We start from the raw sequence: 16,393 nt of genomic DNA, 5'->3' as shown, positions 1-16,393 counted from the left end.
AGATACTGTTATCCGTATCTTAAACACAATTATAAAAGACTAGAATATGGCTGATAACAAGAAGAAATATATATTAGCATTAGATCAGGGAACAACCAGTTCCCGCGCAATCATTTTTAATCATGGCGGTGAAATAGTAGCCGTTTCACAACGTAGTTTTGAACAGATTTTCCCAAAACCGGGTTGGGTAGAACACGATGCTTCCGAAATTTGGTATTCACAATCTTCAGTAGTCGCTGAAGTTATTGCAAAATCAAATCTTACAGGGCTGGATATTGCAGCAATCGGAATTACCAATCAGAGAGAAACAACTATTGTATGGGATAAAGAAACAGGTATTCCCGTTTACAATGCCATTGTCTGGCAGGATCGGCGTACTTCCAGATATTGTGACGAATTAAAAGCGAAAGGATGGGAAGGTAAGATTCATGAAAAAACAGGATTAGTTATCGATGCTTATTTTTCTGCAACCAAACTAAAGTGGATTCTTGATAATGTAGACGGAGTAAGAGAAAGAGCAGAAAAAGGAAAATTATGTTTTGGAACGGTAGACAGCTGGCTGGTATGGAAATTGACACGAGGTAAAATGCATATTACAGATGTTTCCAATGCCAGCAGAACAATGCTCTTTAATATTAATACTATGGAATGGGATAAAGAGTTAATGGAGCTTATGAATATTCCCAAAAATATGTTGCCTGAGGTAAGACAAAGTAGTGAAGTATACGGAGATGCAGCTACAACTTTATTTTCCACAAAAATTCCCATTGCCGGTATTGCCGGAGATCAGCAGGCTGCTTTATTCGGGCAGATGTGCGTAGAAGAAGGAATGACAAAAAATACTTATGGCACAGGATGTTTTATGCTGATGAATACAGGTAAAAAACCCGTTCTGTCAAAAAATAATTTACTTACTACAGTTGCCTGGAAAATTAACGGAGAAACAACATATGCTTTAGAAGGTAGTGTTTTTGTAGGAGGAGCAGTAGTACAATGGCTGAGAGACGGATTAAAAATTATCAGGACAAGTAGTGAAAGCGAAACACTGGCAACCAGTGTAAGTGATAATGGAGGAGTATATTTTGTACCTGCATTAACCGGTCTTGGAGCGCCTTACTGGGATCAGTATGCCAGAGGAGCCATATTTGGAATTACAAGAGGTACAACATCAGCACATATTGCCAGAGCAGCTCTGGAAGGGATTTCTTTTCAGGTACTTGAACTGTTATTAGCAATGGAATCTGATGCCGGTAAAAAATCAACAGAACTCAGAGTAGATGGAGGGGCAGTAGCAAATAATCATCTGATGCAGTTTCAGGCAGATATTTTCGGTAGTAATGTAGTTCGTCCTAAAACAATGGAGACTACCGCTATCGGAGCAGCTTATCTTGCCGGATTAGCAGTAGGGTTCTGGAAAGATATTGAGGAGATCAAGAAACAATGGACAATAGACAGAATATTTAAACCGGAAATGGACGAAGAGGAAGGTAAAAAGATGTTGGCTTACTGGAAAAAAGCCGTTGATCGTTCTAAAAATTGGATTGAAGACTAGATTCGCAATGGTTGGATATTATTTTTGTTCGGCGAAGTGAATAGTGTAAAATCTGAAAGCTTTTCAGCTGAAATGATTTGATTATTAATGAAATAAAATGTGAATAAACTATGAATGTATTTTTGTCAGAATTTATAGGAACAGCGGTTATGATTCTATTAGGGAATGGAGTAGTAGCAAATGTTATCCTGAATAAAACATACGGTAATAATGGAGGTATTATAGCTATTGCAACAGGATGGGCTTTTGCCGTTTTCTGTGCAGTTGTTATAGCACAGCCTAGTGGAGCACATCTTAATCCGGTAATAACATTAGCAATGGCTTATCATGAGAGTTTATCCTGGAATCTAGTTCCTAGTTATATTTTGGCTCAAATAACAGGAGCAATGTTAGGTACTACAATAGTATGGATTATGTATAAGGATCATTATGACGCTTCGTCTGATAATCCGGGTGGACAGTTAGCTACTTTTGCTACAAGTCCGGCAATTCCGAATATTTTTAGAAATATTTTTAGTGAATTAATAGGGGCATTTGTTTTAGTTTCTGTTGTGTTATGGGCTGGTACAGACGGTAATGCCGGTTTGGCTTCTTTAGGACCTTTAACGGTAGCAATAACAGTATTTGCTATAGGATTATCATTAGGAGGAACAACTGGCTATGCAATTAATCCGGCAAGAGATTTGGGACCACGTATCATGCATACAGTATTACCAATGAAAGGAAAATCAAATTCTAACTGGAGTTATGCATGGATTCCCGTTGTAGGTCCTGTAATAGGTGCATTATTAGCCGTAATCGTATTTGAATGTCTGCATTAATATAACAATGCAATGATTTATTAATGTAGCAATTTGAATGTACTGACAAAGTCTGTTTTGTTGTTGAATGTTTTGTTTTTTGTTTGTTTTTCAGACTTGAGTATTCAGTTGCTACAGTATTAATTTATATTAATCTATAATTTTTCAATTATCAGATTCATTATTTAGTTTACAGGTTTTACTTAACTTTGTATCTAAATTTTTCTATAATGCTGATTAAAGAATACAGAGCCCATTTTATTAAGCAGTTAACTTCTTTATATGGAGTTGATGAAGCTGAAAGTTTTTTTTATCTCATTTTGGAAGAGTTAAGAAATATGAAGCGTATTGATCTGGCTTTACAGCATGAAGCCGTTTTTACATCAGAAGAGGTGAAGAAATGGTCTTTTTTTCTTGAAGAGTTGAAACAAGAGCAACCCATTCAGTATTTGTTAGGGAAAACTTCCTTTTATGGTTTAGATTTTGAAGTCAATAGCAATGTGCTGATCCCAAGACAGGAAACAGAAGAACTGGTAGAATGGATCATTACAGATAATGAATATAAAGAAATTAATATTCTTGATATAGGGACAGGAAGTGGTTGTATTGCAATTACTCTTGCAAAGTTTTTACCAAAAGCAAAAGTATATGCAATAGATGTGTCTGGAGAAGCTTTAAAAATAGCCAGGAAAAATGCTTTATCTAATGCTGTAGAAGTCACTTTTATTCAGAAAAATATATTAGAAGTAAAGGATCTCCCTCAAAAATTTGATGTGATTGTTTCCAATCCGCCATATGTCAGAGATTTAGAAAAACAGGAAATCCGAAATAATGTGCTTGAGAATGAACCCCATCTTGCGTTATTTGTAACAGATGAAAACCCTTTGATTTTTTACAAAAAAATAACAGAACTAGCACAGACTAATTTTGATCCGAAAGGAATTTTATATTTTGAGATCAATCAGTATCTGGGACAGGAAATGATCAATTTACTGTCAGATAAAAACTTTCAAAATATTCAGTTACGTAAAGATATTTATGATAATGACAGAATGTTGAAAGGAGAATATTCAAAATAGATTATTCATATCTTAAAGCCTCAATAGGATCTAAATAAGCAGCTTTGATTGCAGGGTATAGACCTGAAAATATTGCCACTAAAAAAGTTGTAGCTATTGCAGCGAAAATAGCTATCCATGGAATAATAAAGCTGAAGTTCAGAACAATAGATATAAGTAGACCGATTAGAATTCCTAATATAATACCGACGATTCCTCCCAACTGACCTATAATGATTGTTTCTGTAAAGAATTGTGAAGCGATTGTAATTCTTTTTGCTCCCAGTGCTTTTCTGACTCCAATTTCACGTGTGCGTTCCGTAACAGAGACAATCATGATGTTCATTAAAGCAATAGAAGAGCCAAAAATAGTAATAACACCAATTACCCAAGCCGCAATATTTAGATAACTGGTAATAGATAAGATACGATTAATCAGATCATCACTTCTGACAATTCCAAAATTATTATCTTCAATAGGATTTAATTTTCTAACCTTTCTCATAGTGATTGTTGCGTGATCTATTGCTTCATTCAATAGTTCCTTTTTATCAACCATTACACTTACGGTATAATTTATTTTTGGAGCAGAAAATAAAGAACGGGCTACCTGAATAGGAATCAATACCCTTAGGTCTTCACTATTTCCAAAAGTAGAACCTTTCTCTTTTAGTACACCAATAACTTTAAATCGGGCACCGCGAATAGAAATTGTTTTATCAATAGGATTTATATTTTTCAACAGTCCTTTTTCAAAATCAGAACCCACTATACAGACATAGTTGTTGTTGCTAATATCAAAATTATTGAAGTTTCGTCCTTTTACAGTTTCCAGACCGGAATTAGGTAAAAAATACTCATCAACACCAACAATGGATATTTCAGGATCCGTTTTTTCTGCTTCATACTTTACCTCTGCTTTTGATGTTGCTGTAAAAGAAACAGAAGTAGTAGTAAAAGGATAGATGTAATTTTCTTTAAAATCTTTCGTTTCAGGATAAGTAATGACAGGATTCACTATTTCTCTTTCATTTCCGCCATGAGTTTGTGTAGTAAGTTCATATTGATTGATATTGAAAGTATTGGCTCCCATAGAAGCAAAATCAGAAGAAAGAGTATGTTCAAGTGCCGCAACAACAGTTAAGATACCTACCAGAGCTGTAATTCCTATTCCAATAATTAGTACCGTTAAAATGGTTCTTAATAACTGACTTTTGATAGAACCAAGAGCAATTCGGGTATTTTCTTTAAATAATTTAAACATAAATCCTATTTTATGGCTCTAAAGTACAATTATTTTTTTATTCCGATTGTTGGATTTTTAGATTATTCGATTGTTCGAAGCTCTGCAAAGCTTCCGACTTTGTAAGAGTGTTAAAAGGTCTCCTGACCTTTGTAAATACTGATAATAGATATTTATAACGTCAGTCAGAGACTGACCGACATTTTCACAAAATCAGAGATTTTGCGAAGCAGGGACTTTATTTGTTTCTTTGTTCTTGTTTCTAAATTTAAAGTCGAATAATCATTTTTATTACTGCTCAAAAAATATGATATTTGTAATTACACATAGAATTATAGAAAAATGGCAAAACCAAGTATTCCAAAAGGCACAAGAGATTTTTCACCGATAGAAGTAGCAAAACGTCAGTATATTGTTCAGATTATAAAAGATAATTTTGAAAGGTATGGTTTTCAGCCTATTGAAACACCATCATTTGAGAATTCAGAAACGTTGATGGGTAAATATGGAGAAGAAGGAGACCGATTGATTTTTAAGATTTTGAATTCCGGAGACTATCTTAGTAAAGCAGATGATGCAGTATTACAGAATAAAGAAAGTAATAAACTGACTTCGTTTATTTCAGAAAAAGCATTGCGTTATGATTTGACAGTTCCTTTTGCCAGATATGTAGTACAACATCAGAATGAGATTGTATTTCCGTTTAAGCGATATCAGGTACAACCGGTTTGGCGTGCTGATAAACCACAAAAAGGACGTTTCAGAGAGTTTTATCAATGTGATGCAGATGTTGTTGGTTCAGTTTCTTTATGGCAGGAAGTAGAATTAGTACAATTATATGATGCTGTTTTTACTACTTTAGGTTTGGAAGGGGTAACTATTAAACTCAATAACAGAAAAATTTTATCCGGAATTGCTGAGGTAATCGGTGCAAAAGATAAGCTGATTGATTTTACAGTTGCTTTAGATAAGCTGGATAAAATAGGAGAAGAAGGCGTGAAAAAAGAAATGATTGAAAAAGGGATATCTTCGGAAGCGATTACTAAAATTCAGCCTCTTTTTAATTTTACAGGAACAACTACAGAAAAATTAGAGAAACTTTCTCTGCTTTTATCTTCTTCAGAAGAAGGAATGGAAGGGGTAACCGAATTACAGTTTATATGTCAGAATATTAATATTCTTGGTTTGGGAACATCTATTTTAGATTTGGATGTGACTTTAGCTAGAGGGCTGAATTATTATACAGGCGCTATTTTGGAAATTGCACCACCAAAAGAAGTTAGTTTGGGATCAATAGGAGGAGGAGGTCGTTATGATGATCTGACCGGTATTTTTGGTTTAAAAAATGTTAGTGGCGTTGGGATTTCATTTGGATTAGACCGTATCTATCTTGTTCTTGAGGAACTGAATTTATTTCCGGAAACAGTTACAGCAACTTCTAAAGCATTATTTCTGAATTTTGGAGATAAGGAGGCTCTGTATAGTATGCAGGCAATTAAAAAACTGAGACAGGTTGGAATTAATGTAGAAATGTATCCGGATAGTTCGAAAATAAACAAACAGTTTCAGCATGCAGATAAAAGAGGGATTCCTTTTGCTGTAATTGTTGGTGAAGAAGAAATGAATCAGAATAATTATAAGATTAAAAACTTAAGCTCAGGAGAGCAGATAACAGTTGATTTCGGAGGCTTACAGGAAGCATTAAGCGAAGGATTGTAAACGCTTTTACAGTCGAGAAGAAAGAGTCAAGAAGAAAGACTGAAAATAAAATAGTTACAAATTCTGTAAAATTTAATATATTAGTATTACTTACTAAAAGTAAAGCCCTCTGAAAAACTTTTCAGAGGGCTTTTTGTATTGAAAAATATTTAGTGATTACAGAATTATATCATTTTCAAATTATCCGAATTTCCAAATCTTCAAATTCTTTCTTCTTGACTCTTGATTCTTTTATCTGATTAGACATTACCATCCTTTGATTGCACCACCTTTAAATTCTTTATTGGCAACTTCATTTACTTCTTCTGATTGGTATGATTTTACAAATCGTTGAATTTTATCGTCATTTTTATGTTCTTCTTTCGTTACAATAATATTCACATAAGGAGAGTCCTTATCTTCAACAAAGATTGCTTTGTCTAATGTGTAACCTGCGCCTACAGAGTAAGTATTATTAATTACTGAAAGGGCAACAGTCTGGTCATCTAATGATCCGGGAAGAAGACGTGATTCCAGCTCCACGATCTTTAATTTTTTAGGATTTTCAATAATATCTGTTATTCTTGGAAAAATCCCAACGCCCTCTTTTAGTTTTAGTAGTCCTTGTTTTTCAAGTAATAATAAAGCTCTTCCGCCATTGGTTGGGTCATTTGGAATAGTCACACTGCTTCCTTCTTTTAAATCTTCTATTGTTTTTAATTGTTTAGAGTAAGCTGCTATTGGGAAGATAAAAGTTTTTCCTACAGTAGCGAATTTATATCCTCTTTGTGAAGATTGACCTTCTAAGAAAGGCTGAGTCTGAAATACATTTACATCTATATCCTCATGATTCAATGCTTCATTAGGAATTATATAGTCACTGAAAGTCACTAATTCCACTTCCAGATTATATTTTTCTTTTGCAACTTTTTTTGCTACCTCTGCTACATTTGTTTCCGGTCCTGATATAACACCTACTTTGATATAATTAGGATCTTCTTTTTTAGAATTACCACCGCAGCTTAGTAGACCAAACAGTAGTGTAAGAGCAACTAATTTTCCTGTATTTTTAAATTTTTTCATAATTAATTATTTATATAGTTTTATCTATGGTTAACTTTTTTTGAGACGTAATCTCCTATAAATTGTATAATGAATACAATAATTATAAGTAATATTAAAACAGTATTCATAACTGCAAAATTATAATTTACGAAGCCTTCATCATAACCGATTTTACCTAATCCTCCGGCTCCAACAACTCCACCCATAGCAGAATAACCCACTAAAGTGATAAGTGTTATTGTTACACAGTTTATAATTCCGGGTAGGGCTTCAGGTAGCAGTACTTTTGTTATAATTTGTAATGGTCTGGCACCCATTGCTCTTGCTGCTTCAATAAGACCATAAGGGACTTCTGATAAGCTGTTCTCTATCATTCTGGCGATAAACGGAGCAGCGCCTATACTTAGAGGGACTAGAGCAGCTTCTACACCAATTGATGTACCTACTAAAAGTCTTGTGAACGGGATAATCCAGACTATAAGTATAATAAAAGGAATCGCTCTGAAAATATTTACAAAGAAAGACAGAATTGAGTTTATAACTTTATTCTCTAAAATTTGACCTGTCTTAGTAGTGAATAATAAAATGCCAACAGGTAGCCCTAAAATAAATCCAAAAAGACAGGAGATAAAAGTCATAATAAGAGTTTCACCTATTCCTTTAATTATTAATGAGATCATTGCTTCAGACATAACCTAGTATTTTTACTTTAATATTCTTTTCTTTAAATAAAGCAATTGCTTTATCTCTGTTTTCTTTTTCTCCGGAAAGTTCCGTTAGCATAAATCCAAACTTCACTCCTCCTACATAGTCCATTTGTGCACTAATAACATTAGTGTCTACTTTAAATTGTTTGGCGATTTCAGATAATACAGGACTGTCCGCAGATTTTCCGGTAAACTCTAGCTGTAAAAGAGGATTTCCATGTTTAGAAGAACCGTTTATACGTTCTTTGTAATCATCGGGGATTTCAAGATGAATAGTTGATTCTATAAATTGTTTTGCTAGATCTGTTTTCGGGTGGGAAAAAATAGCACTTACCTCATCTTTTTCGATTAGTCGTCCTTCACTAATAACAGCTACTTCATCACAGATTTGTTTTACAACATCCATTTCATGGGTAATAAGTAAAATGGTTATTCCTAAACGTTGATTAATGTCTTTTAGTAAAGACAGAATGGAGCGTGTCGTTGCAGGATCTAGAGCAGAAGTTGCTTCGTCACATAAAAGTACTTTCGGACTATTTGCCAGAGTTCTTGCTATAGCAACCCTTTGTTTCTGTCCGCCTGATAAACTGGTTGGGTATTCATTTTCTTTATCACTTAGACCCACTAATGATAATAGTTCTGTTACTCTTTTCTGTATCTTAGCTTTAGGAGTATTACTTAATTCCAAAGGAAAAGCAACATTTTGGGCAACCGTTCTGGAAGATAATAGATTAAAGTGCTGAAAGATCATTCCTGTTTGTCTTCTGACTCTGATTAGTTCTGAATGTGATAGTTTCACAAGATTATCCCCGTCTATTATAATATTTCCAGAGGTTGGTTTTTCCAATAAATTTACACAACGAATTAATGTGCTTTTTCCGGCTCCGGATGCTCCTATTATCCCAAAAATTTTACCTTTTGGTACATGTAGTGAAACATTATCCAACGCTGTAATAGCTCTCTTTTTCTGATGAAAAGTTTTGGTTACATTTTCTAATTGAATCATTTTTATAAAATCGTATTTTTAAATATAAAAAAACCTCTGCACATAGAGTATGCAGAGGTTTTACTTTAATTTTCTATATTCTTAATTAAACAATAAAATCCACTGCGTAAATCCCTTTACACATTATCATTGAATTCATATTGCATAATTGTTTTTTCATTTTTATTTTGTACTTCTTTTTTAGAATCAGCTGATGACAAAAGTAAAAAATATTTGCTATAATATACTATTCAGCGTAATAAAATTGTGACTTGTGTTTTATAAAAATAAAATCAAGGATTAAAGTCCCACAAAATTCAGATTATAATATACTTTTAAAATATTTGTTTTGTCTGCTATTTTCTTTTTCCTCATTCATAATCATTTTTAGACTGGTTATTTATTTGTAAGCAATTTCTTATTAGAATTCCTGACTACCATATGTTTTTTTGATTCCTGTAGTTGTTATTATATTGATTTATATTAGAGATAAAAGAAGATAATTTCACAATAGAATTAATAATGTAACACTTTGTTTTTTGTTTCTTCCGGACGTAATGAAATAAGAATATGATATTAGTGTTTAAATTAAACTTGCTATTTAGATTTTTAGTAAGAAAAGAGAGGTGAAATTAAATATAAAAAAAGAGATCCAAAATATTTTGGATCTCTTTTTTTGTAGCGAAAACGGGAGTTGAACCCGTGACCTCAGGGTTATGAATCCTGCGCTCTAACCAACTGAGCTATCTCGCCATTATTTCAAAGAGAGAAACTCTCCCAATGCGGGTGCAAATATAAAATTAAATTTATAGTTTACAAACACAATAGCATAAAATTTTATTTTTTTTGAAAATACTTTTTTTTGAATTTTATATTCTATATATTTCCGAAAAATTATTTTAACAACTATGGATAATAAAATTAGGTACGAAATAGAGTTTCCTTTGAATTCTTCTCCTCAGTTATTGTTTCAGTATATATCTACTCCATCCGGACTTTCTGAATGGTTTGCTGATAATGTGAATTCACGTGGAGAATTTTTTACTTTCATTTGGGATGATTCAGAAGAAAAAGCTAGATTGTCATCTAAAAAAACGGGAGAAAAGGTAAAGTATCGTTGGATTGATGAAGAGAATCAGGATACAGATTATTATTTTGAATTAAGGATTCTGGTTGACGAAATTACTAAAGATGTATCCTTGGTAGTAGTCGATTTTGCTGAAGAAGGAGAGCTTCAAGAAGCCAGACAGCTTTGGGAAAATCAGATATCAGATTTAAAACATGTTATAGGTTCTGTATAGAATTTTCATATATTTGCCCTAAATTCATTTTTAGGGCTTTTTTTATGATTAATTTTAATGGGGATATTATTCCCTCCACAGATATTTTCTGTAACAACCGTGCTTTTCTTTATGGAGACGCTGTTTTTGAAACAGTTAAAATAATCGACAATAAGATTCTTTTTCTCGAAGATCATTATTTTCGTTTAATGTCTTCTATGAGGATAGTACGAATGCAGATTCCTATGAATTTCACAATGGAATATCTTGAAGAACAGATATTAGATTTGATTCATACTGTAACGGATGGTTCGGTTTCTTATCGTGCAAGAATATCTGTTTACAGAAATGAAGGAGGTTTTTATTTACCAAAAGATAATACTGTCGGTTTTATTATAACTTTCCTTCCTTTAAGTGAAATACTTTATACTATTGAAAAAGGTAACTACGAAGTCGATCTGTATAAAGATTTCTATATTACAAAACAGTTGCTTTCTACCATTAAATCAACAAACAGGATGCTTAATATTACAGGAAGTATTTTTGCAGATGAAAATGGACTGGATAATTGTTTATTATTAAATGATGATAAAAATGTAATAGAAGCATTACAAGGTAATCTTTTTATGTTAATTAACAATAAGTTGATTACTCCGCCAATATCAGAAGGCTGCCTTAATGGCGTAATGAGAAAGCAGGTTTTAGCACTTGCAAGAAAAATAGATTCGATTGAAGTTCTGGAAGCTCCGGTTTCTCCATTCGATCTTCAGAAAGCAGATGAGCTTTTTATTACTAATGTTATTAAAGGGATTCAGCCCATTACAAAATATCGTAAAAAAGAATATCAGACCACAATAGCTCATGATCTGTTAAAACGTTTAAATGCAATGATTCGTTTGTCCTAATTCAACATAGGGTTTTCCGGAGCATTAGACCATATCAGATATTCGCCACCTAATTCCATTATTTTCTCTTTCCAGAAATGAATCGGAGATTTAGAGATGATTTTGTTTTTATAGATGTTTTCTGAAACGATCCAAGTATTTGAGTGCAACTCATTTTCTAATTGCTGTGTATCCCATCCAGTATATCCCAGAAAAAAGCGAATATTATTTTTTTTAATTTTACCTTCGTTAATAAGATTTTTAGTAGATTCAAAATCACCACCCCAATAAATTCCGTTCGATATCTCAATACTGTTGGGAATTAATTTAGGGATATTATGGATAAAGTAGAGATTATCTTGTTCAACAGGACCTCCGTTATATACTTTAAATTCAGCATTGACTTCGGGAAGTAAGTCCTTAACGGTATAACGTAATGGTTTATTAAGAATAAATCCTACTGAACCATCATGGTTATATTCAGCTAATAAAACTACAGATCTGTTAAATGATAAATCTCCTGTTAATGAGGGCTCTGCAATGAGAAGACTCCCTTTCTGAGGCTTTGTCAATATCATAATGATGTAATTTTTATTAAAATTAAAAAAATAATATGATTTATTCTAAATAAATTTGTTTTTTTTCAAAAAAAAAGCCTCCTGATTAGGAAGGCTTCTGTATTTTGTTGGGTTAAATTATTTAGTGTTTACTGCACCTTCTAATTCAGCACCTGCTTTAAATTTTACTACGTTTTTAGCAGCAATTTTGATAGTTTTTCCAGTTTGTGGATTTCTACCATCTCTTGCAGCTCTGTTAGAAACCGACCAAGATCCGAAACCTACTAATGAAACTCTACCACCTGATTTCAAAGTTTTTTCTACATTTCCTAAAAATGATTCTAAAGCTTTTTTTGCAGCAACTTTAGAAATACCTGCATCAGCAGCGATTGCATCGATTAATTCTGATTTGTTCATGATAAATGGTTATTTATAGTTTGGTTAAACATTCCGTTATTACTAACACTACAAATTTAAGCGGATTTCCTGATCATGCAAGGGGTTACAGAAGTTTTTACTTTATTTGTTGATAACTTGAGTTGTTTGTTAATAAACTTACTTGTTTTTTTCAAATTTCAGCAAAGCCAATATATATCAGCCTTTAGATAACTTTAGTGTTTTCTGAAAGATGGATTCCGTTTAATAATTCAGAAGTGCTCATTTTTTTCTTACCAGGAAATTGAAGACTCAGGATATTGATATAACCATCCTTAACAGCAATTTTAAGTTCTTTTTTGGTAGTTATAACTGAGCCGATAGTATCTGAGTGATTTGCATGTGTTATATCGGCTTCATATATTTTTACATTCCATTCCTGATTCTTGTCATAGAAAAAAGACCAGGCAGTAGGATAAGGACTTAGTCCTCTTATTAGATTATGAATTTCAGCAGCATTCTTTGTCCAGTCTATTTTACAATTATCTTTATTTAATTTATAAGCTGTTTTGATATCCTCAGAATCTGTTTGTATTGTCGTTTTGACTTCTCCCTTATTGATAAGAGCTAAAGTTTCAATTACGGTTTGACCTCCCAGAACCATTAATTTATCATGTAGCATTCCTGCATTTTCATCAGGAGTGATTTTGATTTCCTTATTTAAGATCATTGCTCCCGTATCGATTTTGTCATCAATAAAGAAGGATGTAACACCTGTTTTAGTTTCACCATTAATAATAGCCCAGTTAATAGGAGCAGCCCCTCTATAGTCAGGAAGTAATGAAGCATGCAGATTAAAAGTTCCCAGTTTCGGCATTTTCCATACTACCTCAGGAAGCATTCTGAAAGCAACAACAACCTGTAAATTTGCATTTAATGCTTTCAGTTCTTTCAGAAAATTTTCATCTTTCAGATTAATCGGTTGCAAAAGGGGTAATTTTTTCTCTAAAGCATATTCTTTAACAGCAGAGTATTTTATTTTCTGACCTCTTCCTGCGGGTTTGTCCGCTGCCGTTACTACACCTACAACCTCATAGTTGTTTTGTAGTATAGTATCAAGTACCCCTACTGCAAAATCAGGGGTACCCATAAATATAATTCGTAATGATTCCATTATTTTTTGATAAAATATTGATTATTGGTATTGACTGCTATTTTATTGTTATCCAGTAAAAGCTGAAGAGCAAAGATAATATCTCTTTCTTCATAATTTGTTATAGTGTGTATTTCTCTTGAACTATATGATTTTTCAGAAATTAATTGGAATAATTCCATTGCCATTATTTTTAAATCCGTTTTTGGTGCGTCTTTTGTGATACAGTAAGAACAGATACCACAATCAGTAGTATCTGTTTCTCCAAAATAAGATAGAATAATTCTGCTTTTACAAGAATGTTTTTCTTCAATATAATGGAGAATCGCATTTAATTGTTCTTTTTTCAGAGCATTATGAGTTTCTAAATACTTAGAAACACGATTAATAGTTCGCTCATCTTCCCTAATCTCATTAAAAGTTAGCAGAGTATCATTGTTTTGTGCCTGATAATCTATTATTTCTTTTTTATTTAGTTGATTTAAAATATTGTATATCTGAGATTCCGAAGTATTGGACTTTTTAGCTATTAATTGTAAATTAATAGCAACAGGCATTTCATAAATACCGGGATAAGTACGTAGAATTGTAATGATAATATTTTCTTCCTTTGGGTTTAAGCTGATATACCGAAGAACCTCTTTGTTAGATATAATAAACTGTATTGTTATTTTTTCTGAAAATTCCTCTGATAAAGTAATAATAGCCTGTCGGTCTAAAAAACGAAAGGCATTATAGGTTTTTAGAACAGGAAGTTTGTATTGAGTGCAGAAATGGTTTAGTTTAAAAGAAAACTGTTCATTGATTCCTTCTCCATAAGCAATCTGAAAATAATTGCATAATTTTATATAAACTTCTTTCAGAAAGAATTTATCAGGTAAAACATCAATAAACTGATTTTTCACCTGTATGGAGTCAGAAGGACTGGTTAGCAGCACAGCAAATGATTTTACTCCGTTTCTTCCCGCTCTTCCCGCTTCCTGATAATAATTTTCCAGATTGTCCGGAATATTAATGTGAATTACAGTTCTTACATTGGGTTTGTCTATTCCCATTCCAAAAGCATTAGTAGCAACAATAATCTGATTGTCTTCATCCATCCAGGACTGCATGTTTTTATCCTTTTCCTTTGTGGGTAATCCTCCATGATAAAAAGTAGCTTTAAACCCTAAAGATTGTAGTTGAGAAGCTGTTTCATGGCATGCTTTTCGGTTACGGACATAGATGATAGAAGGTTCCGGGTTTTTTGTTAAAATACGTTGTAAATGATAGAGTTTGTCTTCAATCTCAAAAACCATATAAGCGATATTCGGTCTGGCAAAAGATTCCTTAAAAATAACGGGATTTTCTAATCCTAGCTGTTGAATAATATCTTTTTGAACCCTCAGAGTAGCTGAAGCAGTTAAGGCTAAAAAAGGAATTTCAGGGAAAAAGGATTTGAGTTCTGCAATTTTTAGATAAGCCGGTCTAAAATCATGTCCCCATTGTGATACACAATGAGCTTCATCAATAGCAATAAGGTTAATGGGCAGGTTTTTAATTCGCTCTGTAATCCATTGTGACTGCAAGCGTTCAGGAGACAGATAGAGGAATTTATAATTTCCAAATTGGCAATTATCCAGCAGATCGATTATTTCATCTGTTTTAATTCCGCCCGTAAGAGCAATTGCTTTTATGTTTCTGTCCTGAAGATTCTGAACCTGGTCTTTCATAAGAGCAATAAGAGGAGAGATTACTAGGCAAATTCCCTCTTTCATCATAGCCGGTATTTGGAAACAGATTGATTTTCCACCACCGGTCGGCATTAAAGCAAAAGTGTCTTTCCCTTCTATAACAGATTCTATTATGGCTTCCTGAGAAGCTCTAAAGCTATCATGTTTCCAGTATTTTTGAAGAATTAGAAGTGCTTCCTGCATATTGCTGTTTAAGAAATATGCCCTAAGATATAAATAATTCTGTTATCCACAGTGTCTTTAGGTACTTCAATCAGATCATAACCGTAGTTTATATAGGTTTCCTTCAAAAAACGGTAGAGCTGTGTTGCCTGTTCATAGTTCTCATATCGGGCATCATCAACAGTGTAGATTTCTTCCCAGGGTGGTAATATAAAGACTTTTGTGTATTTATGCTCTTTACACGCCTGATCAAAATGTGTCGGATAGGTATCGTCAATATAATGCATATACGCTAAAACATCAGGTATTCCTCTGTCCAGAAAAACGATAGAACTGTTTTCTTTCTGAGCATTTTTGAATTGTTTTTTTCTTCCTTCCAATAACATTTCACTAAACAAAAGAGGTTTTTCAAGAAACAACTGTTCAGAACCTTTTTTTCTGGCTTCTAAGGTAACTTCACGTGAAACCTCAGGATAACAACAGTATCCTTTTTCTGTCAATCTGTCGATGATCGTGGATTTTCCGGTTCCGGGTCCTCCAATAATGACTATAATCTCCTTGTTCATTTTTTGAAAAAATAAGGTGCAAATTTACTTAACATTTTTTGAATAGAGAACGATATACAGACTTAAAATGTAGGATTTGAAGATTTAGGTATGTTCTCTAAAGTCCAAAGTTTTACGTATATTTATAAAATTCAGATGTTTTTAATGTTGTAAATAGTTTAAACAGTAATCCTTAAGCTGTTACTGTTTGCGTAGATTTGAAGAGATAATCAAAATAATTTACAGATGTTCTATTAAAAAAGATTTGTAAAACTGTATATTTGCTGATATTTTTAGTACCATATGGATAAGAAAACAGAAGAATTCTACAAGAGATTACGAGAAGAGCTTGAAGATACAAGTGAATGGCCTTCAGAATATTTATTCAAATTTATAGTTCCCTCAGAAAAAGAGAAGATTGAAAGTATAGAAAATTCTTTTAATAGTATGGGGGCAGTTATTGAAACAAAAGAATCGAAAACAGGGAAATATACAAGTGTTTCTATTAATGTCAGAATGAAAGATCCTGATAGTGTTATTGAAAAATATATTAAAATGTCAAAAATAGAGGGGATTGTCTCTCTCTAAAGAATCAA

The 16,393-nt window shown here is 32.8% G+C and carries 16 protein-coding genes and 1 tRNA gene; 7 read left to right on the top strand and 10 right to left on the bottom strand.

Features of this window, described 5'->3' with window-relative positions; translation table 11 throughout:
- Positions 1–46 precede the first annotated feature (46 nt).
- The 3 genes from glpK (at position 47) to prmC (ending at position 3,431) form a co-directional block, all read left to right on the top strand.
- The gene (gene glpK, locus AC4FQX_RS08355) at positions 47–1,552 is read left to right on the top strand and encodes a glycerol kinase GlpK (RefSeq protein ID WP_491167233.1); all 1,506 of its coding nucleotides are present in this window, start codon (positions 47–49) and stop codon (positions 1,550–1,552) included.
- 110 nt (positions 1,553–1,662) lie between these two features.
- Positions 1,663–2,373, top strand: a complete 711-nt coding sequence (locus AC4FQX_RS08350; protein ID WP_491167232.1) for an MIP/aquaporin family protein — start codon at positions 1,663–1,665, stop codon at positions 2,371–2,373.
- Between the two features lie 209 nt (positions 2,374–2,582).
- Positions 2,583–3,431, top strand: coding sequence for a peptide chain release factor N(5)-glutamine methyltransferase (gene prmC / locus AC4FQX_RS08345; protein ID WP_491167231.1), 849 nt, complete (start codon positions 2,583–2,585; stop codon positions 3,429–3,431).
- A 1-nt stretch (position 3,432) separates the two neighbouring features.
- On the opposite strand, the gene AC4FQX_RS08340 is transcribed toward prmC, so the two are convergent.
- Positions 3,433–4,674, bottom strand: coding sequence for an ABC transporter permease (locus AC4FQX_RS08340; RefSeq protein WP_491167230.1), 1,242 nt, complete (start codon positions 4,672–4,674; stop codon positions 3,433–3,435).
- A 321-nt stretch (positions 4,675–4,995) separates the two neighbouring features.
- Here AC4FQX_RS08340 and hisS point away from each other — a divergent pair, with 321 nt between their 5' ends.
- Entirely contained in the window at positions 4,996–6,372 is a 1,377-nt protein-coding gene (gene hisS, locus AC4FQX_RS08335; protein ID WP_491167229.1) for a histidine--tRNA ligase, read from the top strand.
- A gap of 246 nt (positions 6,373–6,618) precedes the next feature.
- Here hisS and metQ read toward each other — a convergent pair whose 3' ends face one another.
- From metQ to AC4FQX_RS08315, 4 genes are all read right to left on the bottom strand, one after another.
- A complete protein-coding gene (gene metQ, locus AC4FQX_RS08330) occupies positions 6,619–7,434 on the bottom strand; it encodes a methionine ABC transporter substrate-binding lipoprotein MetQ (protein ID WP_491167228.1) in 816 nt (271 codons plus the stop codon).
- Positions 7,435–7,454: 20 nt separating this feature from the next.
- Positions 7,455–8,108, bottom strand: a complete 654-nt coding sequence (gene metI / locus AC4FQX_RS08325; protein ID WP_491167227.1) for a methionine ABC transporter permease MetI — start codon at positions 8,106–8,108, stop codon at positions 7,455–7,457.
- Positions 8,101–9,129 carry a methionine ABC transporter ATP-binding protein MetN gene (metN, locus tag AC4FQX_RS08320; protein WP_491167226.1) on the bottom strand — a complete coding sequence of 343 codons (1,029 nt, stop codon included), beginning with the start codon at positions 9,127–9,129 and terminating at the stop codon, positions 8,101–8,103. The genes metI and metN overlap by 8 nt, the downstream gene beginning before the upstream one ends.
- 658 nt (positions 9,130–9,787) lie before the next feature.
- Positions 9,788–9,861: transfer RNA gene (locus AC4FQX_RS08315), tRNA-Met, on the bottom strand.
- A 155-nt stretch (positions 9,862–10,016) separates the two neighbouring features.
- Between AC4FQX_RS08315 and AC4FQX_RS08310 the strand changes: the two genes are divergently transcribed.
- Complete coding sequence (locus AC4FQX_RS08310) at positions 10,017–10,409, top strand: START-like domain-containing protein (protein WP_491167225.1); 393 nt, start codon at positions 10,017–10,019, stop codon at positions 10,407–10,409.
- 44 nt (positions 10,410–10,453) lie between these two features.
- Positions 10,454–11,293, top strand: coding sequence for an aminotransferase class IV (locus AC4FQX_RS08305; RefSeq protein WP_491167224.1), 840 nt, complete (start codon positions 10,454–10,456; stop codon positions 11,291–11,293).
- Here the strand turns inward: AC4FQX_RS08305 and AC4FQX_RS08300 are convergent.
- The 5 genes from AC4FQX_RS08300 to AC4FQX_RS08280 form a co-directional block, all read right to left on the bottom strand.
- Positions 11,290–11,850, bottom strand: coding sequence for a YqgE/AlgH family protein (locus AC4FQX_RS08300; RefSeq protein WP_491167223.1), 561 nt, complete (start codon positions 11,848–11,850; stop codon positions 11,290–11,292). The two genes, AC4FQX_RS08305 and AC4FQX_RS08300, sit on opposite strands and share 4 nt — an antisense overlap.
- 117 nt (positions 11,851–11,967) lie before the next feature.
- On the bottom strand, positions 11,968–12,246 hold the full coding sequence (locus AC4FQX_RS08295) for an HU family DNA-binding protein (protein WP_491167222.1): 279 nt from the start codon (positions 12,244–12,246) through the stop codon (positions 11,968–11,970).
- A gap of 184 nt (positions 12,247–12,430) precedes the next feature.
- A complete protein-coding gene (gene fmt, locus AC4FQX_RS08290) occupies positions 12,431–13,378 on the bottom strand; it encodes a methionyl-tRNA formyltransferase (protein WP_491167221.1) in 948 nt (315 codons plus the stop codon).
- Entirely contained in the window at positions 13,378–15,273 is a 1,896-nt protein-coding gene (locus AC4FQX_RS08285) for a RecQ family ATP-dependent DNA helicase (RefSeq protein ID WP_491167220.1), read from the bottom strand. Before AC4FQX_RS08285 ends, fmt begins: the two co-directional genes overlap by 1 nt.
- An 8-nt stretch (positions 15,274–15,281) precedes the next feature.
- Entirely contained in the window at positions 15,282–15,818 is a 537-nt protein-coding gene (locus AC4FQX_RS08280) for an AAA family ATPase (RefSeq protein ID WP_491167219.1), read from the bottom strand.
- 282 nt (positions 15,819–16,100) lie between these two features.
- Between AC4FQX_RS08280 and AC4FQX_RS08275 the strand changes: the two genes are divergently transcribed.
- Positions 16,101–16,385, top strand: a complete 285-nt coding sequence (locus AC4FQX_RS08275) for a DUF493 family protein (RefSeq protein ID WP_491167218.1) — start codon at positions 16,101–16,103, stop codon at positions 16,383–16,385.
- Positions 16,386–16,393 lie beyond the last annotated feature (8 nt).

Source organism: Flavobacterium sp. AK-301 (assembly GCF_058310215.1).
Note: the sequence above shows the minus strand (reverse complement) of the source record. Positions and strands in the feature narration are given on the sequence as shown.